Raw genomic sequence first — 25,753 nt, forward strand, 5'->3', positions numbered from 1 at the left:
AAAGGAATTGCGCAGGCTCCGGCAAATTCCAGCACACCATCGCGCACCTTTGTTGTATGCGGCAAGGTGCTGCCCAAGCATGCCATGGAAGTTCGCAACCCCGACGGCGTTGTGCTGAAGGACCGTGAGGTTGGCACCATTTACGTCCGTGGTCCGAGCCTTATGTCCGGCTACTTCCGCATGCCGGAAGAAACCTCGCAGGTGCTGGATCAGGATAAGTGGCTGAACACGGGTGATCTGGGTTACATGCTCAACGGTCAGGTTGTGGTCACAGGGCGCGCCAAGGACCTGATTATCATCAACGGCCGCAACATCTGGCCGCAGGATCTGGAATGGTCGGCAGAAACCCACATTCCCACCCTGCGTAGCCGCGACGTGGCTGTTTTTTCCCTTGAAAAAGACAACCATGAAGAAATCGTGGCGCTGATCCAGTGCCGCACCACCAACCCCGAAGCCCGTGAAGCCCTGCGCGCCGAAACGGCGAGCCTGTTCCGCAGGCTGCATGGGGTTGATGTTATGGTTGTGCTGGTTCCCCCTCATACGCTGCCGCAGACCTCTTCTGGCAAGCTGACCCGCGCCAAAGCCCGCACAATGTATGTGAACGGCGCTTTTGCCCAGCAGCCCGAAGTCGCCTGAAGCACGGGAGAAAAGTCGCCTGTGAGTGAGAGGCTAGTCAAATCTGGTTTTTTCTCTCATAAGGCGGCCACAGCGGGCGGAAGCTCGGCTTGATATAAATGCCATAAAGGATGAAGGACCCGACATGAGCGAAACCGTTGAAAGCGTTTCCGCGCTGATCATCCAAAAGCTTCTTGCCAATCCCAAAGTCCCGCGCGACATCGACGGCAACTGCAAGATCATGGAAGATCTGGCATTTGACTCTCTCGCAGTCATGAACTTTGTCATGGAAGTGGAAGATAGTCTGGACGTCTCTGTTCCGCTCGACAAACTGGCGGATATTCGCACGATCAATGATCTGGCCGCCTGCATTGTTGACCTGAAGAACAAAGGGTAAGCGTGGATGACGTCACTGTTTTCCAAATTCGAGGGCCTTGCGGGCGCTCTGGGCTCTGTTGTCGCGGCTGGCGGGCGCAATCCGTTTGCCGTTGTCATTGAAAAGCCGGTTTCCTCTACTGTTGGGATTATAGAGGGGCGTGAAACCCTGCTCTTTGGCACCAACAACTATCTGGGTCTCAGCCAGTCCGAGCGCGCCATCAAGGCCGCGCAGGCAGCGGCAGAAACCTGCGGTGTTGGCACAACCGGCTCCCGCATTGCCAATGGAACACAGTCGCTCCATCGCCACCTGGAACGCAAGATAGCCGACTTTTTCAAACGGCGGGACGCCATGGTGTTCTCCACCGGGTATCAGGCCAACCTTGGCATGATCTCCGCTCTGGCCGGAAAAGATGATTATCTGATTCTGGATGCCGACAGCCACGCCAGTATCTATGATGGCAGCCGCCTGAGTGCAGCGCAGGTTATCCGCTTCCGCCATAACAGCCCGGACGATCTGTACAAGCGCCTCAAGCGGCTGGATGCGCCCAACAGTGCCAAGCTGATTGTTGTGGAGGGTATTTACTCCATGACCGGCAACGTGGCCCCCATGGCCGAGTTTGCTGCCGTCAAGCGTGAAACCGGTGCATACCTTATGGTGGACGAAGCCCACTCCTTTGGTGTGCTGGGCGAGCATGGGCGCGGTGCGGCCGAAGCCGAAGGCGTGGAAGCAGATGTTGACTTTATTGTTGGCACTTTTTCCAAAAGTCTGGGCACGGTTGGCGGCTACTGTGTGTCTGACCACCCTGAGCTGGAACTCGTGCGCCTGAACTGCCGCCCTTACATGTTTACTGCCTCGCTCCCCCCGGAAGTGATTGCAGCAACAGGGGCAGCCCTTGAGGACATGATTGCCCAGCCAGAGCTACGCCGCCAGCTTATGGACAATGCCGCCCAGCTGCATGCGGGCTTTACTAAGCTTGGCCTTAACGCCAGCAAGCGGGTCAGCCCGGTTATTGCCGTAACACTGGAAACGGTTGAGCAGGCCATTCCCATGTGGAACCGGCTGCTTGAGCTTGGGGTTTACGTTAATCTCAGCCTGCCTCCGGCAACGCCGGATTCACGCCCGCTGCTGCGCTGCTCCGTTATGGCAACGCATACAGCGGCACAGATTGACCAGGCCCTTGCCATTTTTGGTCAGGCTGCCGTAGAGTGTGGTGTACCGCTCCAGCCAGAAGCCGCGTAACATTACGCGCCCTGCCTGAAGGCCCCTTGCCGCCAGAGCTTCCACAGCACTGGCGGAGCAGCCAGTAGCGGATGTTTTTCCGCAAATGGGCTAAGGGGAATGTCTATTCCGCTATGCCGCCGGACTTTCCACGCGGCATAGCGGGCACTTCCTTTAAATGTATAAACCGCCTTGATCAGGCGCAGGATATTCAGCGGACGCCCCAACCGCGCCCTGAGCCGCCATTGGCGCTGGGCCTTGTTTTTCTGTTCAGCAGTGAGCAAGGGCAAAACCTCCCCTCCCTCCGCTTCAAACGGAATGCCAGCAGCCTGCCAGCACGGGAGCAGACTATGCTCATACCGCGCCAGATTGGCATCAACCAGACTGCTGCTCCGCTGCCCGTTTTCAACACGTAATTCTGCTTTGTAGGTACTGGCATACAGAGCATCCCAGAATGCTCTGTATGGAGCCTTGAGCGGACCAAGAAGGGCCGCCCATTTTGCTGCCGTTACATTGGCGCGCACAATGCAGTGGGTAATGGCCTGCGCAGCCTGTGCGTTATTACTCCAGACCAGCCTGACAGGCTGGGAGAACCGCGCCCAGACCGTGGTATTCAACGTGGAAAATCCGGTCAACTCATGCAGTTGTGCCAGGGTAAGAATGGCAATTTTGGCGCGCATGGCACGGCCTGCCACCCTGAGTTCCTGATACTCCACATTGGGTGGCAACACCGCATTGGCTATGCAGGCTAGAGCAGAGCGCGGCCAGTCTGACTGCCGGCTGACAATAATGTAGAAATCGAGCAGCGTGTCTTCATCAATACCAGCACGCAGCCCCGAGCCATAAAACAGAACGCCCAGAGGTCGCACATGACCCAGCATCTGCTCCACAAACCGGGTCACTTCCGGAGCAACGGGAAGAGCCAGTTCCTGCGCCAGCATATGTGTGATCTGGCCAACGGCCTGCCTGCGGGTTGTCTGCTCGGTATTAGCCATGTGTGTCAGCCATTACGCATAAAGGAAGGAAACGGGGGGGCCTGCCTGAATGGTAAAATCCGTCTTGTCGCCCGGCTCCAGAATCTCGCCATCCAGCACAAAACTTTCGTTTGTCTGCATCTGAAGAGTTTGCACGGCACCACTCTGGTAAGCAGAGGAGCGGCGTAGCCACTCCGGAGCCTTGCCACGCAGCAAGGTCCACACAGCCCGCATGAGAGAAGGCGGATATGCCGCCACGTCCAGATAATGCATGCCATTGCACGGCGCACCACCGGCACGCCAGAACGGCCAGATACCATAGGGCAGGGTGTTCAACGCCGTGCAAAGCACCATAAAATGGTTGTTCACGCTACTGGCTTTGCCATCGTATGTCAGCCGGGCTGCGGCCCCTGCCAGCCAACCATCCCGCTGGCGAGGAAGCAAAAGCTGCATAACTGTCATGACAAAAGTCGCTATAACCGCCATGTCGTGCGCATAACGTTTGAGCACCGCAGGCTGGTGGGCAATGCTTATGCCCCTGCCAAAAGCCCCCATACCCCCAAAAAAGCCGAGGACCGCAGCCCCCTCGTACCCCGTGCGCAGCACAACCAGCGGATGGCGCTGCTTGACCTTACGCATGGCCTGCCCGGACCGTAGTTCGGTTTGCAGGCAACGCAACGCCTCCGCCCCGCGTTTGCCGTACCCCACATCCGCTGCAATCAGGTTGGTATTGCCCGATGGAATAACCGCAACAGGTGGCCACTCCTCCGGCGGCCAGCCAGAGGCATGCAGAACGCTCAGCACCTTGCCAACCGTACCATCCCCGCCATCCACCACAATGCAGGAGAGGCTGCGCGTACGCAGATCCTCCACAACACCCTGCAATGCGGCGTGTGTATCTGGTGCGTAAAACAGGACATTGGGCAACGCCTGGATACTCTGGAGATAGTCCGGGCCGTTCTTCAGGTTTTTACGGCTGAACGGATTATAAATAAGGGCTAGATGATCGGGCACTCACGTACTCTATAATGCACAAGTTACAGGTCGGTGCTTTTGCCCCGGCTCGGCTCAGTGGTATAAAGAGCCAGAGCGCGCTTGTCACATACTGTACGCTGGCAACGCCCCCGACTGGAGACCTAATTTTCTTGGCCAGCGTTCTTCTTGCCCATTTTTCCGATCCGCACCTGCCTCTGGCTGGCCTGCCCACCTGGCAGGAATGGCGTTTTAAACGCGTATTAAGCCTGTTGAGCTGGTTTTACCGCCGCAGGCACCTGCATGCTCCGGCCCCCCTGTTGCAGGTCATGCAGGACATTGAGCAGGCACACCCCACGCTGGTCGCCATTACAGGGGATATGACCAATCTTGGCCTCCTGTCCGAATTCCGTGCGGCGGAACGCTGGCTAAAGGAGCAGAACCTCCCCCCCACGCTGCTTGTGCCGGGCAACCATGAGGCTCTGGTGCGGGAAAAAAATCAGGAAAAACGCGCCCTGTGGGCACCGTGGCTCCATATGGGGGAGAACAGCAAGGCTCCCTCCGTTCTTGTTCAGAACCATGTCGCCCTGATCGGGGTGAATACGGCAGTGCCCTCCCTCCCCTTCATGGCAACAGGCAGAACGGGGGACCAGCAACTGGAGCTTTTGGGCAAGACACTCAGAACACTCGGCGAGTCCGGGTTATGCCGCGTTGTGCTGCTCCATCACCCGCCGGTCGCCCATCTGGTCCAGAACCGCAAGGGCCTGACGGACCAGAACATGCTACAGGGCATCCTGCGCCGCGAAGGCGCAGAACTGGTGCTACACGGGCACTCCCACCGCGCCACGACCTGCACCATTCCGGGCACCTCCATTCCTGTACTTGGCACAACGTCTGCATCCCATATTGCCAGCAGCCCCCAGAAAGCCGCTGGCTGGAACCAAATAACCATTACCGCCCAGCCCGCCACATGGGATATTACCGTGCAACGCAGGGCACTTGGTACGGATGGTTTTATGCACGACAGTGAGGCAGGCAGAGTTTACTCACGGCATCGCCATTTACCAAAAACCGCAGTATGACATTTTTCATGCTGAACGCGCCCGCCATCCGCCGCTTTTTCCAGCGGTTCCGGCCCACAACGCTTGATCGTTACCTGATCAATCAGGTTATTCCGCCATTTACCATTGCTCTGGCCGTGGTCATGACGGCGCTTCTGCTCGAGCGTTTACTGGTTCTGTTTAACCTGCTGGCGGAAGGCAACAACAATCTACGCACGTTTGTTGAACTGCTGACCACCCTGCTCCCCCATTATCTGGGGCTGGCCATACCGGCCGCTCTTTGCGTGTCGGTTTTTGCCGTCATGCGCCGCATGAGCCAGAATGAGGAAATTGACGCCGCCAACAGCAGCGGCCTCTCCCTTTTGCGAATCACGCGGCCCTATATCCATCTGGGGCTAGTGCTGGGTGTTATTTCCTTCCTGCTTTACGGGTTTATCCAGCCCCATGCACGGTATGACTTCCGGGCCGCGTTCTATTTTGCCAGCCACACCGGCTGGTCCCCGCGCCTGCAACCACGCATGTTTGCCCGCCCCTCCTCCGACCTCACACTTGTTGCCGAGGACGTGACCCAAAGTGGGTCTGAGCTGAAAAACGTCTTTATTCACGATACGTCAGACCATCAGGAACGGAACATTACCGCCCGCAAGGGCCACATCCGCATCGCCTCGGATGGCAGCACCGTGCAACTGGATCTGGAGGATGGCATCATTGTCTCGGACTCGGGTGACAAACCTCCCAGCCTGACAACATTCCAGCACTCCACCCGCTACCTGACCCATGCCTCCCAGACCACGCCCTTCCGCGAACGTGGGGACGATGAGCGCGAGCTCACATCCCCCGAACTGATCAGCAAGATTGTTCGCCAGGACGGCAGTATCTCGCGGCCGCATATGTGGTCGGAACTGCATTTCCGCCTTGCCCGCAGCCTGACCATTCCCTTTATTCCGCTCCTTGCAACCGCACTGGCCATGGCCCGCAAGCGCCAGCGCAATAATGCGGGCCTGCCCATTGCCTTTATCCTCATGATCGGTTTCGACCATATCCTGCAGTTCGGGCACAGCATGGTTGCAACCCGGCAGCTCTCTGTACTGGTCATATGGGCACCAGCACTTGTGTTTATCGTTCTGTGCGTGGCGTTGCTCCTTTACCGCTCGGGCACATTCCTCCTCTGGCGTGCCCGCTGGGCGCAGCCAGCCAGAACCCGGCAGGCATAAAGAAAACCGCATATGAGCAAGCCTTCACCCAACCCGCGTTATGTTCTGCTGCGCTATCTGTCCGGGGCACTGCTTTTTCGCGTGGTGTTCTGCAGTTGCGTGCTGGTCAGCCTGCTGGAAATTCTGGCACTGCTGGAGCAGACAACCCCCATTCTGCAGCGGCATCTGGGTATTCTGGGGATTTTCAATTACGCCTGCATGCGCCTGCCCTTCCTGCTGTCTGGCGCGCTCCCGCTCAGCACGCTCATTGGCGCGCTGCTTATGCTGACGCAAATGACCCTTGCCAGCGAAATAGCCATTCTTCGTGCAGCGGGGCTCTCCACGCTCGGGTTATACAAATATCTGGTGCCCGCAACGTTACTGATCGGGCTGGCAGGCATTGTGCTGGATGATCAGGTAACCCCCCGTTCCGAGCAGGCTCTGGCCGCATGGTGGAATCGCACCGACCCCACCCCCGAGGATGGGCATTCCTTCTGGTTTCATGAAGGCTCCAGCCTGACCCATATTGGCCACGTGGCCGATGGCGGCAACATACTGGGCACGGTTGACGTGTACATGCGCGATGCCAACCGGATGCTGAACAAAACCCTGCACGCACAAACGGCCCATTACACCGGCGCACACGGCTGGACCCTTTACAACGTGGAAGGGCTGGACGTGGACCTCAGGGACCAGAAGGTGGACCGTCTGGAGCATCAGGCCGACATGCCATGGCACACGACTCTGGCGCCGCGGGATTTTATTCGCCTGTCTTCGGGTAATGCGCCGCTGTCCACCGCAACCATTATTGGCATGCTACGCGGGCAGCTTGCCTCGGATTCAAGCCCGGGTTTCCTCCGGGCGGGGCTGATCGAGCGGTTCCTTCGTCCGGCGTCTCTGCTGGTTCTGCTGTTGATCGCAATGCCAGTAATCTATATCCCTCCACGAACGGGGACACGCAGTTGGTTGCCAGTATGGTGTCTGGGCGCTGGGCTGCTGTTTATTGTTGTACAGGGACTGCTGCGGGCTATGGGTAATGCCGGTCTGCTCCCGCCTCCGGTTGCAACAGTTCCCACGTTGATCATCTTTACATTGGGGGCACTGACTGTGCTCCTGAGGAACGAAACACGATGAGCGGAACTCTGAACAACCCCTCCCTCAAGACTGGTCGCAGTTTTGACCTGGGTAAAATGGATCTCCGGCAGCTGTGGATCGCCTATCTGACGTATCCAACCATTCTGCTGTACTTTGCCCTTGCCCTTGCCAGTGCGTTTGTCTCTGCCCATTTTTTTGCAGGCTGGCCCAAAACACTCAGCGCCATACTGGCCGTGGTGTTTGTCTACCCCATAGTGTGGTACATGCTGCACCGCTACGTTCTGCACGGGCACCTGCTTTATAAAAACAAATGGACCGCCGGGCTGTGGAAGCGCATCCATTTTGACCACCATCAGGACCCGCACCTGCTGGATGTTCTGTTTGGCGCGCCGGTTACAACCCTGCCCACCATTGCCGTAATCACCCTGCCCATTGGCTACCTGATCGGTGGCGTTGCCACGGCCGCCGCGGCTTTGGGCACAGGCATTGCCATTACCTGCATTTACGAGTTTTTCCACTGCATCCAGCATCTGAACTACAAACCCCGTTCAGCATGGATCCAGCGCATGAAAGCCCGCCACGTGCTGCACCACTTTCATGACGAAGATGGTAATTTTGGCATTACCAGCTTTGTGGTGGACCGGGTTCTGGGCTCCTACTACGTGGATGCCAAAGCACGCCCGCGCAGCCCGACCGTGTTCAATCTGGGGTATGATATTGAACAGGCCTCGCGCTACCCTTGGGTTATGGAACTGACCGGCGCTCCCCCGCGCGACCGGCCCGATGGTGCACGCCCGGACCAGAAACGCGCGGCATGAGCACGGCTCCCGCCATTACCGCTCTGGTGCTTGCCGGAACACGCCCCGGCAAGCCGGACCCCGTTGCGGTTGCAGGTGGTGTCTCACACAAGGCACTTCTGCCCATTGATGGGGTTCCAATGGTTGTGCGGGTGGTTCACGCCCTACAGGCCGTACCCGCCGTTACCCGTATTGTCGTCTGTCTGGAAGACCCGGCTATTCTGGCCGGGATTTTGCCAGACGATGTGCAGGTTGTGGCATCCCGCCCCGAAGGGCCAAGTGCCAGCGTGCTGGACAGTCTTGCACATTTTGGCACCCCGCTGCTGGTGACCACAGCAGACAATGCCCTGCTCCAGCCTGAATGGGTGGAGGAACTGCTCCGCACTGCTGCCGATAAAACCGATATTGCCGTTGGCGTTGCCACCCAGAGCAGCATCCAGCAAAGTGTCCCCCAGACCAAGCGCACCTATATCCGCCTGACGGACATGGTTTTTTCCGGCTGCAATCTGTTTTACTTCAAAACCTCTGTTTCGGCCCGGGTAGCCGATCTGTGGCGCAGTGTGGAAAAAAACCGCAAACACCCGCTGCGGGTCGCATGGACTCTGGGCTTGGGCGTTCTGCTTCGCGCAGTAACCGGGCGGCTATCCACACAGGCCCTGTATGCCCGCATTTATGCCCTTACCAGCGCACAGGCCGAGCTGGTTCCCCTATCAGATGGGCGCGCGGCGGTGGATGTGGACAAGGAATCCGACATCCTTCTCGCCCAGCAACTTGCACCGGTGTTAAAGGCGCAATACGGGCATTAACCCAACCCGGCCGGGTGCTGGAACAGCCCCGGCTCGTACCTTCAGGCTGGCATAAGCTGTTCCAGCAGGGCCGGAATGTCCTGCATGCAGGGGGCAGAAGCCTTGGCCCTGCTGGCCAGTTCGGGTGCACCGTACCCCCAGCCTGCAAATACAAAGGGGCAATCCGCCCCTTCGGCCGCCAGATAATCCGGCGGCATATCCCCCACCATCACACTGCTTGCCGCACTCGCTCCGGCCTGCGCAATTGTGCCCAGCAGGTGCCGCGCATCCGGCTTACGGGCAGCAAAGCTATCCCCCCCGCCCACGGCAGCGAAAACGGAGGTCAGCTCAAAATCCGCAAGAATACGGCGTGCCGCTTTTTCCGGCTTGTTCGTGCAGACGGCAAGCAGCCACCCTTGCGCCCGCAGGCGGTGCAAAGCCTCCTCCGTACCGGGGAACAGGCGGGACAACCGGGTGGCACGGGGTGTATAAGCCGCCATAAAACGGCTGACCGCCTCCTCCGTGGAAAATGGTATGGCTGGAGCGGTCCCGCTTTCTTTTGCTTTTTGCTCCACGCTGGCGTGCAGGGCCCGCTCCACCAGTGCCTGCACGCCATTGCCGATCATGCCGCGCACCTGTGTGTCGGACAGCAATGGCAAGCCACATTGGGCCAGAATTTCGCGGCAGCATTCCGCCAGATCCGGCAAGGAATCCAGCAAAGTGCCGTCCATATCGAACACGGCCAGACGCAAAGCAGACATTCCGTTCCTCCGCCTCGTAAATATTAGAAAACTTTTATGATATTGGCATGGAGTTTTTCCATAAGCGAGACGTTTGACACACGCCGGAGCTTGGCTTACCGCATCATTTATGACGTCTGATCCCGCATTCCGTCCTGCCACAGCGGTTCTTCTGGCCGCAGGGCTAGGCACCCGCATGAAATCCTCCCGCCCCAAAGCCCTGCAGCACCTTGCGGGCGGCCCCATGCTGGCCCACCTGCTACGCAACGCAGCCGAGGTCTTTGATCGTCTGGTTGTGGTCATCGGGCCGGAAATGGCAGATGTGGCGGAAGTTGCTGCCCCTTACCCCGTGGTCATCCAGCACGAGCGGCTTGGCACGGCCCATGCAGCCCTGCAGGCAGCACAGTGGTTTGGTGATGGCGATGTGGCAGTCCTGTATGCAGATAACCCGCTTATTTCTGCCCAGACCTTGACCGCCCTGCTGGATGAGCGGCGTAAACCCGATGTGGGTCTGGCCCTGCTGGCCATGCGCCCGGCAGACCCAGCCCGCTACGGCCGTGTGGTGACCCACGCCGGCAATGTGGAACGCATTGTGGAATGGTCGGATGCAACCCCCGAGGAACGCGCCATAGACCTGTGCAACGCAGGTGTTCTCTGTGCCGATGCAGCAGACTTCCGCCGCTGGCTGGAAGCCGTGGGTAATGACAACGCCAAAGGTGAGTTCTACCTGACCGATGTGGTGGACCTGGCTGTGGCCGAGCATGCGCAGGTCCGTGCGGTTGAGGCCGCAGAGGATGAACTACGTGGTGTGAACTCCCGCAGCGAGTTGGCTCAGGCCGAAGCCGCCCTGCAAAAGCGCCTCCGCCAGAACGCCATGGACAACGGGGTAACGCTGGTTGCCCCCGAGACAGTCTTTTTGGCAACAGACACCCAACTGGCCGCCGATGTGCTGGTTGAGCCCAATGTTGTCTTTGGCCCCGGCGTTGTTGTGCATGAAGGTGCTGTTATTCGCGCCTTCAGCTACCTTGAAGGGTGCGAGGTACATTCTGGCGCAGTGATTGGCCCATATGCCCGCCTGCGGCCAGAAACCACAATTGGTGCCAGCGCGCGGGTTGGCAATTTTGTTGAACTCAAAAGTGCCGAGCTGGGTGCGGGTGTTAAAGTCAACCATCTGTCCTATATAGGAAATGCACAGGTTGGCGCGCACTCCAACATTGGGGCCGGGACCATTGTGTGCAACTATGATGGGGTGTTCAAACACACCACATCCATCGGCAAAAATACCTTTGTCGGCTCCAACTCCGTACTGGTTGCCCCTGTCGAGATCGGTGATAACGCCCTAATCGCAGCAGGCAGTACCATTACAAACAATGTGCCGCAGGATGCACTGGCTCTGGGGCGTGCGCGCCAGACCACCAAACCGGAACGCGGCAAACTGTTCAAAGATGCCCTGAAGGCAAAAAAGGAAAACGGCTGATGTGCGGAATATGCGGCGTTGTCGGGTTACGCCATGCAACCCCCATTGTGCTCGAAGGCCTGCGCAGGCTGGAGTACCGTGGGTATGATTCCGCAGGCATTGCCACTCTGGTAGATGGGCGCGTAGAGCGCCGCCGGGCGGCTGGCAAGCTGGATAATCTGGCCAAACTGCTGGAGCAGGAACCCCTTGCGGGCAAAACCGGCATTGGCCACACCCGCTGGGCCACCCACGGTGCCCCCACCACCTGCAATGCACACCCACATGGTACAGCCCGCGTGGCCATTGTGCATAACGGCATTATTGAAAACTTTGAAACCCTGCGCCAGGAGCTTGAAGCTGCCGGGCAGGTGTTTGAAACCGAAACCGACAGCGAAACCATTGCCCTGCTGGTGGACTACCACCTGCAACAGGGACTGCCCCCCAAGGAGGCAGCCCTTAAAGCGCTCAAACGTCTGGATGGCGCATACGCCGTTGCCATGATTTTTGCAGGCCATGAAGGGCTCATGATCGGGGCGTGCAACAACGCACCACTCGCCGTGGGTTTGGGGGATGATGAACTGTTCCTTGGTTCGGATTCCCTCGCACTGGCTCCCCTGACCCGCCGCATCACCTATATGGAAAATGGCGACTGCGTGGTGATCACCCCGCAGGGGGCCGAGTTCATGACCTTTGATGGCACGCCCCTTGAGCGTCCGGTGCAGATTACCGCCCTGACCGCAGGCTCCATCGGCAAGGATGGCTACCGCCATTACATGGAAAAGGAACTGCACGAACACCCGCTGGTTATCGGGCAGACCCTCCAGCGCATGATCGACCCGGCAACGCGCAAGGTTGTGCTGCCAGACCTGCCGTTTGACCTTGCCACCGTGCCCCGTGCGGTCATAACCGCCTGTGGCTCGGCTTTTTACGCCGGAATGGTTGGCCGCTACTGGCTGGAAGAAATTGCCCGCCTGCCGGTGGATATTGATGTGGCGAGCGAGATGCGCTACCGCGATCCGCCGCTGAGCGCAGGCTCCCTTGGCCTGCTGATCTCCCAGTCCGGGGAGACGGCAGATACACTGGCAGCCCTGCGCAGCCTGCGTGAAAAAGCCATCCACATTCTCTCTGTTCTTAATGTGGAACACAGCACCATGGCGCGTGAGAGCGATGTGATGCTGGGAACCGTGGCAGGCCCCGAAATTTCGGTCGCCTCCACTAAAGCCTTTACCGCGCAGCTGACCGTACTAGCCTGCCTGACCATTGCAACCGCCCGTGCCCGCGGCACGCTAGACCCCATGGGGGAAGAAGAGCTGGTCGCCGCACTCATGGACCTGCCAAGCCGTGCGGCGGAAGTGTTCAACCAGGGGAATGCCATTCGGCAAATGGCGGCCATTGTGGCCGAAGCGCGAGACGTCCTCTACCTCGGCCGGGGCAGCATGTTCCCCGTAGCCATGGAAGGCGCGCTCAAGCTGAAAGAAATTTCCTACATCCATGCCGAAGCCTATGCGGCGGGGGAAATGAAGCACGGCCCCATTTCCCTGATTGACCGCACCGTACCCATTGTTGCCAGCGTGCCCTCCACACCACTGTTCGACAAAACCCTGTCCAACCTGCAGGAAGCAAAAGCCCGTGGCGGCCGCCTGCTGGTCTTTACCGACACACAGGGAGCAGACCGCGTTTCCGCCATTGCCGAGCAGATTGTGGTGCTCCCGCGTGTGCATGACTTTGTCGCACCGATCCTGCAAACCATTCCGGTGCAGATGCTCGCGTACGAGGTTGCCGTGCTCAAGGGCACGGATGTTGACCAGCCGCGTAATCTGGCAAAATCGGTAACGGTGGAATAACCACACCTCAAAAGCTGGCTCCTTTATTATCAGGGAGCCAGCTCTTGCTTTTGCGGTTCAGGGCGTTTGCTTGGGTGTTTCGTCCAGCCGCATGACAACGTGCCCCATTTTGGGGTGCTCCACTTCCAGCCTGACAACCGACATACCTATGTTGGGAATATTCTCAAACCAGACCCGGCCGATCTGCGGCTGCCTGAGTTTGCTGAACTGCCCGTTGGCCGTAAATCCCTTAACCTGCTGCAAAACAAAATTGCAGGTCACGGACTCGCTCCCCCACGCATGGGATGCGCTGGAGGGTGGGCGCTCCACCCCCGTATTGCGCAGGCTCAGCACGCTCAGGCGCAGGCCATCAAAAAGCTTCTGGGGGGCTTCATCACAACGATTATGGGTTTGCATCTGGTGCACCAACCCAACCAGCAGGGCAACAATATCCTGCGCGCCTGCCCGTTCTTCGGGGGTTACCTTTTCCCGGGTGCCTATGGGGGGCTCCTGCACCGTAATCTGCGGCACACCAGCCTGATACGTCATGTGCAGGTGGCTCTGCTCATGATTATAGGTGCCTGCGCTGTCATACTGCGCGGGTTCAGGCTGCCCGCTGGCCAAAAACTGACCAGAGCCCTGCATACGCATATCGGTCTGTACGAACAGACCAAAAAAACCTGCGGTCTGAACCTGCGCAATGCCGCTATAGGCATTGATCCCCAGCCTGTACCCGACATTGGCTGTTAACACATGCAGGCCATGCACATTGATCAGATACCGCGCAGAGGTCTGCATGAGCCCCCCTTCCGCACGGGCCTGCTGCACAGCAGGGCAAAAGGCCAACGGCAGCAAGCCAAGGAGCAGGCCCATGGCAATGCCTCGCATATGGCGGCGGCATGTGTTTTTCCGGTTCATTATTCCAGCCCGCATAGCAGCAAGACGCATGTTCTGTTCCATTCCGCCCGCAGGCAAAGCCTTATCCTGCGCGATAACCAAGCCGGAAGGAAACCGCCTCTGCCAGACGGGACGCAACACCCCCCAGACGCGCAACACTGTACCGCCCCAGCTCCGCCTGCGGCAGGCTGATCCCGATTCCGGCCAGTGCACGCCCTGAATGGTCTTTGACAGCCGCGCCAAAGCACCACAGCCCGTCATGCACCTGCTCGTCATCCACCGCATATCCACGATCCTTGATTTCGGCAATTTCGCGCACCAGCGTTGTAACCGAGCATATGCCATTAGGCGTCAGGGGCTGGGGCCAGGTTGTAACAGGGTGCAGGGCCAGCCATTCCCGGAAGGAGGCATCATCCATACCCGCCAGCATGGCATTGCCTGTGGCCGTAAATATGGCAGGCAGGCGCATCCCTACCCTGAAGGACGCCCCCAGCACGGTCGCACTGTTACGGCAGGCCACATACACAACCTCCGCCCCCTCCAGCATGGTGAGGGTAACGGTAAAGGCCTCCAGATCCGTGCGAGTCTCCAGCACGTGGTAGAACTCACTCACCAGATCCCGCTTTTCCGTAACGTCGCCTGCCCAATCAAGCAGACGTGTTCCCAGCCGGTACCCCTGCGTGACTGTTTTTTCCAGCAGACCCAGCTCCTGCATAACCGCCAGCAGACCGTGGGCCGTGCTGCGCGGTAAATCGAGCTGACGGGCTACATCTGCCGCCAAAGGCGGTTTGGCGGCATCCTTGACCATATCAAGTATACGAACGGCCCTGCGTAGAGCGGGAACCGTATCCTGCGATTTGGACATGTTATTCTTATTTTCCATGTTGACAGGAGAGGCTCATATCTTCATATTCCACATACGGGATCGAGTTCAACATAATGAACAACAAAAAGCAGAACACGATCTTGCCGCGCACAAGATGTGGTGGAAGTCTGGCACAAGAACCCGGAACAGGGCAGCAGGCTTCCACCCACTACTTGCAGACAGCATAACATCTCGCTCCTTCTCTTGTGGTGCGCTACACAGGATGCCTTACCTGCCACAAAAGCAGCAAAAGGGCAGCACCTTGGCAACAAGCATTTACGATTTTACCCTACCCGCACTCGATGGCAGCAGCATTGATCTGAGTGCCTACAGGGGCCAACCCATCCTGATCGTGAACACCGCCTCCAAATGTGGGTTTACCCCACAATACGAGGGATTGCAGGCTTTATGGACACAGTTCCACAAAGCCGGGCTGGTGGTTATTGGCGTTCCCAGCAATGACTTTGGTCAGCAGGAACCCGGCACATCGGAAGACATCGCAACATTCTGCCAGAAAAACTACGGCGTTGCTTTCCCCATGGCAGCCCGCAGTGTTGTCAAAGGCCAGAACGCCATACCGCTGTTTAAATGGCTGGATGCAGAGCTGGGCTTTCTGGCACGCCCCAGGTGGAATTTCTTCAAATACCTGATCGGGCGTAACGGCCAGCCTGTTGCATGGTTTTCCTCCATAACGCCACCCACCTCCGCCCGCGTGCGCAATGCGGTCGAACGGGCTTTGCTACCCGCGGGATAACCCCAGCAAACATAAAAAAAGCGGCATTCCCCCTAGTGCGAGGAATGCCGCCTTATGCTGTATGCCTTCTAACGCGTAACAAGCTTGCCATCGCGCAGGGTTACAACCCGGTCCATGCGCGGCAGAAGTTCCTCATTATGGGTTGCAACCAGTGCGGCCAGACCGCGCTTGCGCACGGCTTCCAGCAGTTCGGTAAACACCGCGTCTGCCGTATGCACGTCCAGGTTGCCAGTAGGTTCATCCGCCAGCAGCAGGGAGGGGGCATTAGCCAGCGCGCGCGCAATAGCCACACGCTGCTGCTCCCCACCAGAAAGCTTGCCCGGCAGATGGTCTACCCTGTGGGCAAGGCCAAACATCTCCAGCAGGCGCTCAGCTTCCTTCCGGGCTACCCGCTTGGGCACACCCGCGATCATTTGCGGCAGAACCACATTTTCCCGCGCTGTAAACTCCCCCAGCAGGTGATGGAATTGGTACACAAACCCGATTTCATCCCGCCGCAGGGCTGTCCGCCCGGCATCGGCCATGGTGCTGGTCGATTGACCACGAATAATAATGTCCCCCGCATCTGGCGTATCCAGCAGACCTGCCAGATGCAAAAGCGTGGACTTACCCGTGCCCGATGGCGCAACCAGCGCCACGATTTCCCCCGCATTGAGGGTAAAACCCGCCCCCTGCAAAATGGGCAGCACGTCATGCTCCCCACTGCGATAGGTTTTTTGAACGCCCTTAAGGCGGAGCACCGCAGTATCATTCATGACGTAGCGCCTCGACCGGGTCTGTTCTGGCTGCGCGCCAGGCTGGATACAATGTTGCCAGAAGCGAAAGCAGGAGCGCCATGCCAATCACCTCGCCAACCTGCCCCCAGTCCAGCTTGGCTGGCAGGTGTTCGAGGTAATACACCTCCGGGTTAAACAGGTTTGTGCCCGTCAGGCTTTGCAGCAGCTGCCTGATGCGCTCGATGTTCATGCAGAACACAATACCCAGTGCCGTCCCCGCCACCGTGCCGGTAACACCCACCGATGCTCCACACATCAGAAAAATACGCATAATGGCGCCACGGCTGGCCCCAATGGTGCGCAGCACGGCAATATCAGCCGTTTTGTCCTTGACCATCATGATCAGGGAGGAAATGACATTGAACGCCGCCACAACAATAATCAGGGTCAGGATCAGGAACATTACGTTCTGTTCCACCTGCACGGCCCCGAACAATGCGTTATTGGCCGTTGTCCAGTCCAGCACCCGCAAACCCGGATCATCCACAGCCCTGACAATGGCCATAGTAACCGGGCGCACATGCTGCGCATCCTTTGTGGCGACCTGAATCTGCGTCACCTTGCCCGGCATCTGGAAATATACCTGAGCAGCGTGCATGGGCAGGAACACAACGCTGGAATTATAGTCATTTACCCCGGCGTCAAAAATCGCGCTCACACGGTATGAGCGCACACGCGGTACCGTGCCAAAAGCGGTGGCCGCCCCTTCGGGCGAAACCAGCGTCAGGCGCGAACCAATAGACAGCCCTGCCCGCTCGGCCATGGTTACACCAACCACAATGGAGTCATCCCCCTGACCAAACTGGTCCAGAGACCCCGCAACAAGGGAGGAACTGACCGCCGTAAGGTCGTGCAGGCCTTGTGCCGTAATGCCGTGCACCACACCACCAGCACTGTAAGACCCGGCACTGAGCAGCACCTGCCCTTCTATAATGGGTGTGGCACTCAGCACATCGGGAACAGAACGGACTTCCTGCGCCACATCTTCATACTGGGAGATGGTGCGCCCTGCGCCATAAATGCTCAGGTCCCCGTTCAGGCCCAGAATACGGCCCATAAGATCGGCCTGAAAACCGTTCATCACCGCCATGACAATGATCAGCGTTGCAACGCCCAGCGCAATACCAACCAGAGAAAATATGGCGATGATGGAAACAAACCGCTCCCCACGCCGCGCGCGGAGATAACGGCCAGCTACCGCACGCTCGAAGGGACCGAACATGGTATTCAGCCCGCCAGAACCAGAGCCAGCGCTTCATCCACGCTCAACTCCTGCCGTTCCCCTGTGGCGCGGCGCTTGAGTTCCACCCGGCCTTCCTTGGCGCTACGGGGACCAACCACGATCTGCCACGGATGACCCATCAGATCGGCATCGGCAAATTTTACGCCAGCCCGTTCGGACCGGTCATCATACAGGAATGCTTCTGGCGCTTTTGCGTAAATCTGCTCGCATACTTCATCACACAGCGCATCACCGGACTTCAGGTTCAGAATAGCAGCGCGGAAAGGAGCTACGGAATCGGGCCAGATAATGCCGTTTTCGTCGTGGCAGGCTTCAATAATAGCCCCGGCAAGGCGGGAGACCCCAATGCCGTAGGATCCCATTTCGGGGAAGAACTGCGCACCATCGGCACCGCTAACACTCACCCCCATGGATTCCGTGTATTTGGTACCAAAGTAGAAAATATGACCAACCTCAACACCGCGGCCTTCACGCTTCTGGGCGTCGGGCACTGCGTCCCACGCTGCTGTATCATGCATTTCATCCGTGGCGGCATAAGGCGTGGTCACACGGTTGAAGAAGGCTTCCAGCGCTTCGGGGCTGCTGGTGTCCACGGGTTCGTCCAGCCAGTCCTGATCTTCCAGTGCGGCATCATAGAACACCCCACTTTCCCCCGTTGGGGCGAGAATAAGGAATTCGTGGCTCAGTTCCCCACCGATTGGCCCTGTATCGGCCCGCATGGGAACAGCCCGCACACCTAGACGCTGGAAGGTGCGCAGGTAAGCCAGCATCATGCGCCGGTAGGTGGCTACGGCAGATGCGTAATCCACATCAAAGCTGTAGGCATCCTTCATCAGAAATTCGCGGCCACGCATCACGCCAAAGCGGGGACGCATTTCATCGCGGAATTTCCACTGAATGTGGTACAGAACCTGCGGCAGGTCCTTGTAGGATTTTACTGACTGACCGAACAGGTCTGTCACCATTTCCTCATTGGTTGGCCCGTACAGCAGTTCGCGCTTGTGCCGGTCCTGAATACGCAGCATTTCCGGCCCGTACGCATCGTAACGGCCGGAGCGGCGCCACAGGTCTGCGGACTGCAAGGTAGGCATAAGCACTTCCTGCGCATCCACCCGGTCCTGCTCTTCACGCACAATCTGGCTGATGTTGCGCAGCACCTTAAGCCCGGCTGGCAGCCAGGCATAAATGCCCGAAGCCGTCTGGCGGATCAGCCCTGCACGCAGCATGAGCCTGTGAGAGACGATCTGCGCCTCTGCCGGATTTTCCTTGAGGGTGGGAAGAAAGCTGCGCGAAAGACGCATGTGCATTCAGCCTTGTATGGGGCGTGCCTCCGGCAAAAGGAGAGGCATGCCTGTGTTATCTGTTATCAAGCTGTAAAACAGCCCTGAACGAAAGAAAACCCGGCAGGACCGGGCTTTCTTGTTCGTCGGTATCTAAAACGCCTTATACGCGCAGCACGTGCACATCCACCAGCGGGCGCTTTTGCAGCTTGCGGCCAAGAGCGCGGCGCAGGGCTGTTTTGGCGGCCTCGCGGAAGGCTCCATCCTCGTTGCGCAGTTCATCGGGGATCACGTCCAGCGCGTTGGCGAATTCCTCGCGCACACGCACACTTTCCAGATCATCCGGGTCCAGCAGGCCGGGCGCGCTCACCTTGGGGTCGCCAATAACAAAGCCTTCGTCATCCACAGCAAAGCTGCCAATGACAATGCCGTTAAACAGCATTTTGCGGCGAGCTGCCAGCACGCCACCATTCATGGGCAGCAGGCGGTTGCCGTCCAGCGCAAGGCGGCCTGTGGGAGCGGTATCCACCACTTCCAGCTTGCCCGGGGAAAGACGTAGAATATCCCCGTCCTCCAGCAGAATGGGAGCAATACCCATTTCCTGCGCCAGAGCGGCCTGTGCGGTCAGGTGCCGCCATTCGCCGTGCACCGGCACCACATGCTGGGGCTTGAGCAGTTCGTACATCTTCTGCACATCACCACCCGTGGCATGGCCCGAAACATGCACAAAGTGTTCACGGTCGGTAATAACCTTAACGCCACGCTTTGCCAGATTATCCTGCACCGCCATGATCGCCCGCTCATTACCCGGAATCATGCGGCTGGAATAAATGACCGTATCCCCTTCCCCGAGGGAAATATTGGGATGCACGTCCATGGAAATACGCGACAGAGCCGAGCGCGGTTCGCCCTGGCTGCCTGTGATGATCATGAGCAGCTGGTCATCAGGCACATCGTTCACGTCCTGCTCGCTCAGGAACGGCAGAATACCGGACAGGTAACCGCACTCACGCGCAGCCGTATCCAGGTTACGCAGCGAACGCCCGACCAGCACAACCGTGCGGCCAGCAGCCTGTGCGGCCATGGCAATGGTTTCCACCCGCGCCACGTTGGAGGCAAAGCAGGTCACGGCAATGCGCCCCTTAAGGCTTGCCACCAGTTCGGTCATGCTCACGCGCACTTCGGACTCGGAGCGCGAAGGGCCGGGCTTCATCACGTTCGTGCTGTCGCACACCAGTGCAAGAACGCCCTCCTCACCAATTTCGGCAAGGCGGTTCAGATCTGTTGCGGGGCCAACCAGCGGTTCGGGGTCAAACTTCCAGTCACCTGTGTGGACCACAATCCCTGCCGGAGTGCGCAGGACCATGGACTGGGCTTCGGGCACGGAATGCGTAACCGGCACGAACTCGATGTCAAACGGGCCCACATTAAAGCGCGCACCGGGCATGATCACGCGGATCGGCACATCCATCAAGCGGGCTTCGGCCAGCTTGCGGCGCAGTACGGCACTTGCAAACGGCGTAACGTAAATGGGGCATTGCAGCATGGGCCACACATGCGCCACGGCACCAATATGGTCTTCGTGCGCATGGGTAATAACCAGCCCGGCCAACTGGTTCCGCCGCTCGACAATAAAGGCGGGGTCGGGCACCAGAATTTCTGCTTCGGGGGTATCGTTCCCGCTAAAGCCAATGCCGCAATCAATCGCCAACCATGTATCGCCCTGACGATACAGGTTGAGGTTCATGCCGATCTCACCCGTTCCGCCCAAGGGCAGAAAGGCCAGATCGCCGTTCTGTTCAGTCATATTATCCGATTATCCTTCAGCCAAAAAATCTCGTTCTACTGTCAGTTTCGGCAGGGGGTTTCGCCCCGCCAGCAAGCGCAACCCGTTAAGGGTCAGCATTGAATCCACATGGTCAAAGACCGTTGTCCCCTCCGAGAAGAGCGGAGCCAGACCGCCTGTTGCGAGCACCTTCATGGAAGGTCCCACTTCACGGCGGATCCTCTCAACGATCCCCTCGATCAACCCTACATACCCCCAGAACACGCCTGAGCGCATGGCTGCAACTGTATTCCGCCCAATAGCGGACTCCCCTACGGGGCGACCAATACCAATACGGGGGAGCCTTGCCGCAGCCTGATGCAATGCCTCGACCGACAGATTGATGCCGGGCGCAATAACACCGCCGCAGTAACTTCCCTCCTGATCCACCACATCAAACGTGGTGGCTGTGCCAAAATCTATAACCGTCAACGGGCCACCATAGGTGTAATGGGCGGCCAGACCGTTGAGCAGACGGTCCACCCCGACTTCATCCGGGTTATCCATCTTGATGGCAAACCCCCAGTCCAGCCGGGCGGAGGCCAGCAGTGGCTCTACAGCAAACCACTGGCGGCATAAAGTACGCAAATGGTAAAGGGCCGCAGGCACCACCGTGCCTATAACAGCCCCTTCAATATCATCAGAGGTCAGACCCTGCGTTTTCAGCAGCGCTTGCAGCCACACCCCATATTCATCCGAAGTCCGCTGGGGCTGCATGGTAATCCGCCATACACCACGCCATTTTTCGCCGTCGTGTACAGCAAACACAACATTGGTATTCCCTGCATCAATGACAAGTAGCACTCCTATGCGCCCTTTTCCATAAGCAGAATATCCCCTGTTGCGATTGTCTTCATGCCACCTTCCGTGTCCAGCAGCAGGCGGCCATCTGGTGCCAAGCCTGCAAAGAGCCCCTTCTCATAAGTAGTCCCGCCCTGAACGACAAGGGGGGTCCCCACAGGATGCGCCCTTTCCAGCCAGGCTGCGCGAATGCTGGCAAAGCCTTTTTGCCGCCATTGCTCAGACCAGAATGTAAGCCCGTCCAGCACATACCGGGCCACAGCTTCCACATCCGGGACAGAGCCACATTGTGCAAGACAGGCCACCGTGCGCTCCAGCACATCCGGGTCAGGAGCCGAGACCAGATTGGCTCCAAGGCCGACAAGAACGTAAGGCCCCTCCCGCTCGATGAGGATACCCCCCATCTTGCGCCCATCCAGCAGAATATCGTTTGGCCATTTGATCATGAGGTGGGGCCGGGCCGCAGGCTGCGCACGCAAAAGCCCATCATAAAACCCGAGGGACGCCACAAAAGGCCAGCCTCCCAGCGCTTCCGGCCCAGCCTGTGTGCCATCCAGCACAACACTGAGTGCAAGCCCCTGCCCGCCATCCAGCCATGTACGGCCACGGCTACCCCGGCCTTTGGTCTGCCGCCGGGCCAAAACTGCAAGCCCGGCTACAGGGTCGCCCGAACGGCAGGCGTTCAGGCAATAATCGGAGGTCGATGGCAGCTCATCAAAACAGGTGAGCCGCCAGAAATTACCCTGCCCGCTCATCCAGCCAGAGCAAGTGCGGCCTGATGCGCCACAGACATGATTGGCCCAAGCACAACAGCAAAAACAACAGTTGCAACCCCCATCCCGCCCGAAACAAACAGAAGGCTGGGTGCGGGGCGGTCCAGCGCATGGGCTGGCGCATCAAAATACATAACTTTTACAACCCGCAGATAATAATAGGCTCCGACAATGCTGGACAATGCGCCAATGCACACCAGCACGTAAAGGCCGGATTGCCACGCTGCTGCAAAAACCATGAACTTGCCAAAAAAGCCAGCCAGAGGTGGCGCGCCGACCATGCTGAACATGAACACGGCCAGAGCAAGCGCCATAGCCGGGTCCGAGCGCCCAAGGCCTGCCAGATCCGCAATGGAGTTTACCTCACGCCCGTTGCGGCGCATGGCCGTAATGCCTGCAAAAACACCAGCATTCATAACAAAATAGGCGGCAAGATAAATAAGCGTGGCCTGCGTACCAGCTGTGGAGGCGGCTGCCAGCCCCATCATGGCGTAGCCCATATGGCCGATGGAGGAATAAGCCATGAGCCGCTTGATATTGGTCTGCGGAATAGCCGCAAAAGCCCCGTAAACCATGGACAGGACAGAGACCGCTTCCACCAGTATCTGCCAGCGGGGAGCAACAGAGCCAAACGGCCCGGCCATAACACGCAGGAACAGGGCAAAGGCTGCAAATTTAGGGGCCCCGGCCATATATGCCGTAACGGGTGTTGGCGCACCCTGATACACATCGGGCGTCCACATATGGAACGGCACGGCAGAGAGCTTGAAGCACAGCCCGACAACAATAAAGACAATCCCCACGACCAGCCCCATGGGCGGCATGGCTGCGGCCCGGACCGCATCCACCAGCCCGGCATATTCCATGGTGCCCGCATACCCATACACGAGCGAGATGCCATACAGCAGCAGGCCTGACGCCAGAGAACCGAGGATAAAATACTTCATCCCTGCTTCGGACGAGAGAACATTATCCCGTTCCAGAGCACACAGGATGTAAATGGACAGAGAGGAGAGTTCCAGCCCGACAAACAGTGTCATCAAATTGGCTGAGGATGCCATAAGCATGGCCCCCAGCGTGGAAAACAGCATGAGCACCGGGGTTTCAAACGGCAGGGGCCGCTGGTCGGCAGTACGGTAACTGACGCTCAGCGCCACGGCCACAAAACCACCGGCCAGAATGAGCACCTTCATGAACCGGGCAAAGCCATCATTCACAAAGGTGCCTGCATACCCCGCCCCCGAAGGAGACAGCACAACCAGAAAACCACAGACCAGAAAAGCCGCCAGACTGAGTATGGCGGCGGGGAAAAACCCTTCCCCTTTCCGCTGGAGCACACCGGCCACCAGAATGACAATACCCGACAGGGCAAGCACAATTTCAGGCAGGGCTACGGTCCAGTTGAACACTGTCACACTCATCGCTGCGCACTCCGCAGAGGATAGGAAGAGGATTGGGTCGGAATGGCGTTGGTCATGCTAAATCACCCGCACAGCGCAACTGTCAGCAGCACCACAAGTCCTGCCAGCATGGTAAAGGCATAAATGGCGATGGAACCGCTCTGGAGCCGGGCCGCCTGCAACGCGCCATCCCGTGTAGCACGCACAATATCAAGCGGCAGACCTTCCACGACCCCTTCATCCGCACCTTTCCACAGCACACGGGCCAGTGCGGCATATGGGCGCACGAAAATCCTGTCGTACAGTTCGTCAAAATACCATTTGTTGAGCAGGAACCGGTAAATCGGCCCAAAGCTGCGGGCCAGTGCGGCCGGCACATGCGGTGCGCTCACATACAACACAAACGCCAGCGCAATACCCGCAAGCCCCGCAAGGCTGGGGAGCAGCGCAATAAGCGCAGGTACGTGCTCAAACGCCTCCATAATGTGGTTGGCAGGCGCGTTCACAATCGCCCCGTTCCAGAACGCACTCTGATGCGCGCCAATATAGAACGGTGCCAGCGCCACACCGGCCACAACCGCACCAATGGACAGCACCAGCAGCGGCACGGTCATAACCGCCGGACTTTCATGCGCATGGTCACGGGCATGCTCATCATGCGGTTTGCCATGAAAAACCAGAAACAGGAGCCGCCAGCTGTAAAACGCGGTCAGGAACGCGGTAATGCTACCCATGGCCCATGCGTAATGGCTGTAAGAGGCATCGGACGCCCAGAGCGCGTTGAGAATGGCATCCTTGGACCAGTACCCGGCAAACGGATAAACCCCGGCCAGCGCCAGACTGCCCAGCCACATGACCACGTAAGTAACAGGCAGTTTTTTCCACAGGCCGCCCATACGGAACATGTTCTGTTCATCATGCATGGCATGAATGACCGAACCTGCGGCAAGGAACAGCAGTGCTTTAAAGAACGCATGCGTGGTCAGGTGGAATACCGCCGCCTGATACGCCCCCACCCCAACGGCTGCAAACATGTAGCCAAGCTGCGAGCAGGTAGAATACGCAATAGTCCGCTTAATGTCAGGCTGCACCATGCCAACGGTTGCGGCAAAAAAGCAGGTTGTTGCCCCGATCAGAATAACAAAGGTGCGCGTACCCGGCGCAAACTCCAGCAACGGCGACATACGCGCCATAAGGAACACACCTGCCGTAACCATGGTAGCAGCATGAATAAGGGCGGAAACAGGTGTGGGGCCTTCCATGGCATCGGGCAACCATGTGTGCAGGAACAACTGGGCCGACTTACCCATAGCCCCGACAAACAGCAGGAAGCAGATGACTTCCAGCATACGGAAGGAAACACCACAGAGCGTGTAAGGGGTGTTGAGCACCGCAGGCATGGCAGCAAAAATGGTATCGTACTGCACCGAGTGGAACAGAACGTAAATCAGGCCAATGCCAACAATAAAAAACAGGTCCGCCACACGGTTGACCACAAAGGCCTTGATAGCCGCAGCCGTAGCGGCCGGGCGGTCATACCAGTAGCCAATCAGCAGGTAACTGGCCAAGCCAACACCTTCCCAGCCAAAGAAAAGCTGGATCAGGTCATTGGAAGAGACCAGCATGAGCATGGCAAAGGTGAAGAGCGAAAGGTAGGAGAAAAACCGGTAGGTCGGCATGCTCTCATGGCTCATGTAGCCAATGCTGTAGCAATGCACGAGCAACGAGACCACAAGCACCATGGCGGTCATGGTCACGGAGAGTGTGTCAAACCGCAGGGTCCATGTCGCATCAAAACCCCCGGCATGCACCCACTGCGCCAGCGGGACAGCAGCGTGGGGGAAACCCCCAAGCCATGCCGCACACAGCGCACCCAAACTACACAGGGCAGCAACCGCCATACAGGCAATGGTTACAACCTTGGCGAGGGTATCCCCCATAAAGCGGCCACCAAGGCCCGCCACAACCGCCCCCGCCAGAGGCGTTAGCACGGCAACGGAAAACAGAGTGAGTTCTGTTTGCATAACGCTG

At 58.4% G+C, this 25,753-nt stretch carries 24 protein-coding genes (1 of these 24 cut by a window edge); 11 read left to right on the forward strand and 13 right to left on the reverse strand.

The features are described from left to right. From HK20_RS01815 to spt, 3 genes are all read left to right on the forward strand, one after another. Window positions 1-636: the 3' end of a fatty acyl-AMP ligase gene (locus tag HK20_RS01815; RefSeq protein ID WP_086645404.1), read on the forward strand. 1,131 nt of this gene lie to the left of the window's left edge; only the last 636 of its 1,767 coding nucleotides appear in the window; its start codon lies off the left edge, out of view; its stop codon occupies window positions 634-636. A 124-nt stretch (window positions 637-760) separates the two neighbouring features. Continuing rightward, window positions 761-1,012: an acyl carrier protein gene (locus tag HK20_RS01820; RefSeq protein ID WP_025826198.1), complete on the forward strand. Its 252-nt coding sequence runs from the start codon at window positions 761-763 to the stop codon at window positions 1,010-1,012. A 6-nt stretch (window positions 1,013-1,018) separates the two neighbouring features. After that, a complete protein-coding gene (spt, locus tag HK20_RS01825) occupies window positions 1,019-2,233 on the forward strand; it encodes a serine palmitoyltransferase (protein WP_086645405.1) in 1,215 nt (404 codons plus the stop codon). A 2-nt stretch (window positions 2,234-2,235) separates the two neighbouring features. Here the strand turns inward: spt and HK20_RS01830 are convergent, their stop codons facing one another. Together HK20_RS01830 and HK20_RS01835 are read right to left on the reverse strand one after the other, a co-directional pair. Beyond that, a complete protein-coding gene (locus tag HK20_RS01830) occupies window positions 2,236-3,207 on the reverse strand; it encodes a hypothetical protein (protein ID WP_369823001.1) in 972 nt (323 codons plus the stop codon). Window positions 3,208-3,219: 12 nt separating this feature from the next. Next, window positions 3,220-4,200, reverse strand: coding sequence for a diacylglycerol kinase family protein (locus tag HK20_RS01835; RefSeq protein ID WP_086645406.1), 981 nt, complete (start codon window positions 4,198-4,200; stop codon window positions 3,220-3,222). 131 nt (window positions 4,201-4,331) lie between these two features. Here HK20_RS01835 and HK20_RS01840 point away from each other — a divergent pair, with 131 nt between their 5' ends. The 5 genes from HK20_RS01840 to HK20_RS01860 are packed head-to-tail and all read left to right on the forward strand — an operon-like array spanning window position 4,332 to window position 9,110. After that, on the forward strand, window positions 4,332-5,240 hold the full coding sequence (locus HK20_RS01840) for a metallophosphoesterase (RefSeq protein WP_233129036.1): 909 nt from the start codon (window positions 4,332-4,334) through the stop codon (window positions 5,238-5,240). Next, on the forward strand, window positions 5,237-6,433 hold the full coding sequence (locus tag HK20_RS01845; RefSeq protein WP_086645408.1) for an LptF/LptG family permease: 1,197 nt from the start codon (window positions 5,237-5,239) through the stop codon (window positions 6,431-6,433). The genes HK20_RS01840 and HK20_RS01845 overlap by 4 nt, the downstream gene beginning before the upstream one ends. Window positions 6,434-6,445: 12 nt before the next feature. Continuing rightward, window positions 6,446-7,546 carry an LptF/LptG family permease gene (locus HK20_RS01850; protein ID WP_086645409.1) on the forward strand — a complete coding sequence of 367 codons (1,101 nt, stop codon included), beginning with the start codon at window positions 6,446-6,448 and terminating at the stop codon, window positions 7,544-7,546. Continuing rightward, on the forward strand, window positions 7,543-8,325 hold the full coding sequence (locus HK20_RS01855) for a sterol desaturase family protein (protein ID WP_086645410.1): 783 nt from the start codon (window positions 7,543-7,545) through the stop codon (window positions 8,323-8,325). The genes HK20_RS01850 and HK20_RS01855 overlap by 4 nt, the downstream gene beginning before the upstream one ends. Continuing rightward, on the forward strand, window positions 8,322-9,110 hold the full coding sequence (locus HK20_RS01860) for a nucleotidyltransferase family protein (RefSeq protein WP_086645411.1): 789 nt from the start codon (window positions 8,322-8,324) through the stop codon (window positions 9,108-9,110). The genes HK20_RS01855 and HK20_RS01860 overlap by 4 nt, the downstream gene beginning before the upstream one ends. 41 nt (window positions 9,111-9,151) lie before the next feature. Here the strand turns inward: HK20_RS01860 and HK20_RS01865 are convergent, their stop codons facing one another. Continuing rightward, on the reverse strand, window positions 9,152-9,850 hold the full coding sequence (locus HK20_RS01865) for an HAD hydrolase-like protein (RefSeq protein WP_086645412.1): 699 nt from the start codon (window positions 9,848-9,850) through the stop codon (window positions 9,152-9,154). Window positions 9,851-9,959: 109 nt separating this feature from the next. Here HK20_RS01865 and glmU point away from each other — a divergent pair, with 109 nt between their 5' ends. Together glmU and glmS are read left to right on the forward strand one after the other, a co-directional pair. Then, window positions 9,960-11,306: a bifunctional UDP-N-acetylglucosamine diphosphorylase/glucosamine-1-phosphate N-acetyltransferase GlmU gene (glmU, locus tag HK20_RS01870; RefSeq protein ID WP_086645413.1), complete on the forward strand. Its 1,347-nt coding sequence runs from the start codon at window positions 9,960-9,962 to the stop codon at window positions 11,304-11,306. Continuing rightward, window positions 11,306-13,129: a glutamine--fructose-6-phosphate transaminase (isomerizing) gene (glmS, locus tag HK20_RS01875; protein ID WP_086645414.1), complete on the forward strand. Its 1,824-nt coding sequence runs from the start codon at window positions 11,306-11,308 to the stop codon at window positions 13,127-13,129. The genes glmU and glmS overlap by 1 nt, the downstream gene beginning before the upstream one ends. Before the next feature lie 57 nt (window positions 13,130-13,186). Here glmS and HK20_RS01880 read toward each other — a convergent pair whose 3' ends face one another. Further along, window positions 13,187-14,026: a DUF3108 domain-containing protein gene (locus HK20_RS01880; protein WP_158093023.1), complete on the reverse strand. Its 840-nt coding sequence runs from the start codon at window positions 14,024-14,026 to the stop codon at window positions 13,187-13,189. 61 nt (window positions 14,027-14,087) lie between these two features. After that, window positions 14,088-14,870 carry an IclR family transcriptional regulator gene (locus HK20_RS01885; protein WP_086645662.1) on the reverse strand — a complete coding sequence of 261 codons (783 nt, stop codon included), beginning with the start codon at window positions 14,868-14,870 and terminating at the stop codon, window positions 14,088-14,090. A 223-nt stretch (window positions 14,871-15,093) separates the two neighbouring features. Between HK20_RS01885 and HK20_RS01890 the strand changes: the two genes are divergently transcribed. Then, a complete protein-coding gene (locus HK20_RS01890) occupies window positions 15,094-15,624 on the forward strand; it encodes a glutathione peroxidase (protein ID WP_086645416.1) in 531 nt (176 codons plus the stop codon). 68 nt (window positions 15,625-15,692) lie between these two features. On the opposite strand, the gene HK20_RS01895 is transcribed toward HK20_RS01890, so the two are convergent. From HK20_RS01895 to nuoL, 8 genes are all read right to left on the reverse strand, one after another. Further along, the gene (locus HK20_RS01895; RefSeq protein WP_086645417.1) at window positions 15,693-16,379 is read right to left on the reverse strand and encodes an ABC transporter ATP-binding protein; all 687 of its coding nucleotides are present in this window, start codon (window positions 16,377-16,379) and stop codon (window positions 15,693-15,695) included. Next, a complete protein-coding gene (locus tag HK20_RS01900; protein WP_086645418.1) occupies window positions 16,372-17,622 on the reverse strand; it encodes a lipoprotein-releasing ABC transporter permease subunit in 1,251 nt (416 codons plus the stop codon). Before HK20_RS01900 ends, HK20_RS01895 begins: the two co-directional genes overlap by 8 nt. A gap of 5 nt (window positions 17,623-17,627) precedes the next feature. Continuing rightward, window positions 17,628-18,944, reverse strand: coding sequence for a proline--tRNA ligase (gene proS / locus HK20_RS01905; protein ID WP_086645663.1), 1,317 nt, complete (start codon window positions 18,942-18,944; stop codon window positions 17,628-17,630). A gap of 142 nt (window positions 18,945-19,086) precedes the next feature. Continuing rightward, entirely contained in the window at window positions 19,087-20,730 is a 1,644-nt protein-coding gene (locus HK20_RS01910) for a ribonuclease J (protein ID WP_086645419.1), read from the reverse strand. Window positions 20,731-20,739: 9 nt separating this feature from the next. Beyond that, window positions 20,740-21,552, reverse strand: coding sequence for a type III pantothenate kinase (locus HK20_RS01915; RefSeq protein WP_086645420.1), 813 nt, complete (start codon window positions 21,550-21,552; stop codon window positions 20,740-20,742). 2 nt (window positions 21,553-21,554) lie between these two features. Next, window positions 21,555-22,304, reverse strand: a complete 750-nt coding sequence (locus HK20_RS01920; RefSeq protein WP_086645421.1) for a biotin--[acetyl-CoA-carboxylase] ligase — start codon at window positions 22,302-22,304, stop codon at window positions 21,555-21,557. Continuing rightward, window positions 22,301-23,743, reverse strand: coding sequence for an NADH-quinone oxidoreductase subunit NuoN (gene nuoN / locus HK20_RS01925; RefSeq protein ID WP_086645422.1), 1,443 nt, complete (start codon window positions 23,741-23,743; stop codon window positions 22,301-22,303). Before nuoN ends, HK20_RS01920 begins: the two co-directional genes overlap by 4 nt. Window positions 23,744-23,805: 62 nt before the next feature. After that, the gene (gene nuoL / locus HK20_RS01930) at window positions 23,806-25,746 is read right to left on the reverse strand and encodes an NADH-quinone oxidoreductase subunit L (protein WP_086645664.1); all 1,941 of its coding nucleotides are present in this window, start codon (window positions 25,744-25,746) and stop codon (window positions 23,806-23,808) included. Window positions 25,747-25,753 lie beyond the last annotated feature (7 nt).

It is taken from the genome of Acetobacter sp. DsW_54 (assembly GCF_002153575.1).
Classification (GTDB): Bacteria; Pseudomonadota; Alphaproteobacteria; order Acetobacterales; family Acetobacteraceae; genus Acetobacter; species Acetobacter fabarum.

Excerpts from the sequence above, each read along its gene's own strand:
- HK20_RS01820 (WP_025826198.1), top strand. The coding sequence starts at position 761 with ATGAGCGAAACCGTTGAAAGCGTTTCCGCGCTGATCATCCAAAAGCTT.
- spt (WP_086645405.1), top strand. The coding sequence starts at position 1,019 with ATGACGTCACTGTTTTCCAAATTCGAGGGCCTTGCGGGCGCTCTGGGC.
- HK20_RS01830 (WP_369823001.1), bottom strand. The coding sequence starts at position 3,207 with ATGGCTAATACCGAGCAGACAACCCGCAGGCAGGCCGTTGGCCAGATC.
- HK20_RS01845 (WP_086645408.1), top strand. The coding sequence starts at position 5,237 with ATGACATTTTTCATGCTGAACGCGCCCGCCATCCGCCGCTTTTTCCAG.
- HK20_RS01850 (WP_086645409.1), top strand. The coding sequence starts at position 6,446 with ATGAGCAAGCCTTCACCCAACCCGCGTTATGTTCTGCTGCGCTATCTG.
- HK20_RS01855 (WP_086645410.1), top strand. The coding sequence starts at position 7,543 with ATGAGCGGAACTCTGAACAACCCCTCCCTCAAGACTGGTCGCAGTTTT.
- HK20_RS01860 (WP_086645411.1), top strand. The coding sequence starts at position 8,322 with ATGAGCACGGCTCCCGCCATTACCGCTCTGGTGCTTGCCGGAACACGC.
- HK20_RS01865 (WP_086645412.1), bottom strand. The coding sequence starts at position 9,850 with ATGTCTGCTTTGCGTCTGGCCGTGTTCGATATGGACGGCACTTTGCTG.
- glmU (WP_086645413.1), top strand. The coding sequence starts at position 9,960 with ATGACGTCTGATCCCGCATTCCGTCCTGCCACAGCGGTTCTTCTGGCC.
- glmS (WP_086645414.1), top strand. The coding sequence starts at position 11,306 with ATGTGCGGAATATGCGGCGTTGTCGGGTTACGCCATGCAACCCCCATT.
- HK20_RS01880 (WP_158093023.1), bottom strand. The coding sequence starts at position 14,026 with ATGAACCGGAAAAACACATGCCGCCGCCATATGCGAGGCATTGCCATG.
- HK20_RS01885 (WP_086645662.1), bottom strand. The coding sequence starts at position 14,870 with ATGTCCAAATCGCAGGATACGGTTCCCGCTCTACGCAGGGCCGTTCGT.
- HK20_RS01890 (WP_086645416.1), top strand. The coding sequence starts at position 15,094 with ATGCCTTACCTGCCACAAAAGCAGCAAAAGGGCAGCACCTTGGCAACA.
- HK20_RS01895 (WP_086645417.1), bottom strand. The coding sequence starts at position 16,379 with ATGAATGATACTGCGGTGCTCCGCCTTAAGGGCGTTCAAAAAACCTAT.
- HK20_RS01900 (WP_086645418.1), bottom strand. The coding sequence starts at position 17,622 with ATGTTCGGTCCCTTCGAGCGTGCGGTAGCTGGCCGTTATCTCCGCGCG.
- proS (WP_086645663.1), bottom strand. The coding sequence starts at position 18,944 with ATGCGTCTTTCGCGCAGCTTTCTTCCCACCCTCAAGGAAAATCCGGCA.
- HK20_RS01910 (WP_086645419.1), bottom strand. The coding sequence starts at position 20,730 with ATGACTGAACAGAACGGCGATCTGGCCTTTCTGCCCTTGGGCGGAACG.
- HK20_RS01920 (WP_086645421.1), bottom strand. The coding sequence starts at position 22,304 with ATGAGCGGGCAGGGTAATTTCTGGCGGCTCACCTGTTTTGATGAGCTG.
- nuoN (WP_086645422.1), bottom strand. The coding sequence starts at position 23,743 with ATGAGTGTGACAGTGTTCAACTGGACCGTAGCCCTGCCTGAAATTGTG.
- nuoL (WP_086645664.1), bottom strand. The coding sequence starts at position 25,746 with ATGCAAACAGAACTCACTCTGTTTTCCGTTGCCGTGCTAACGCCTCTG.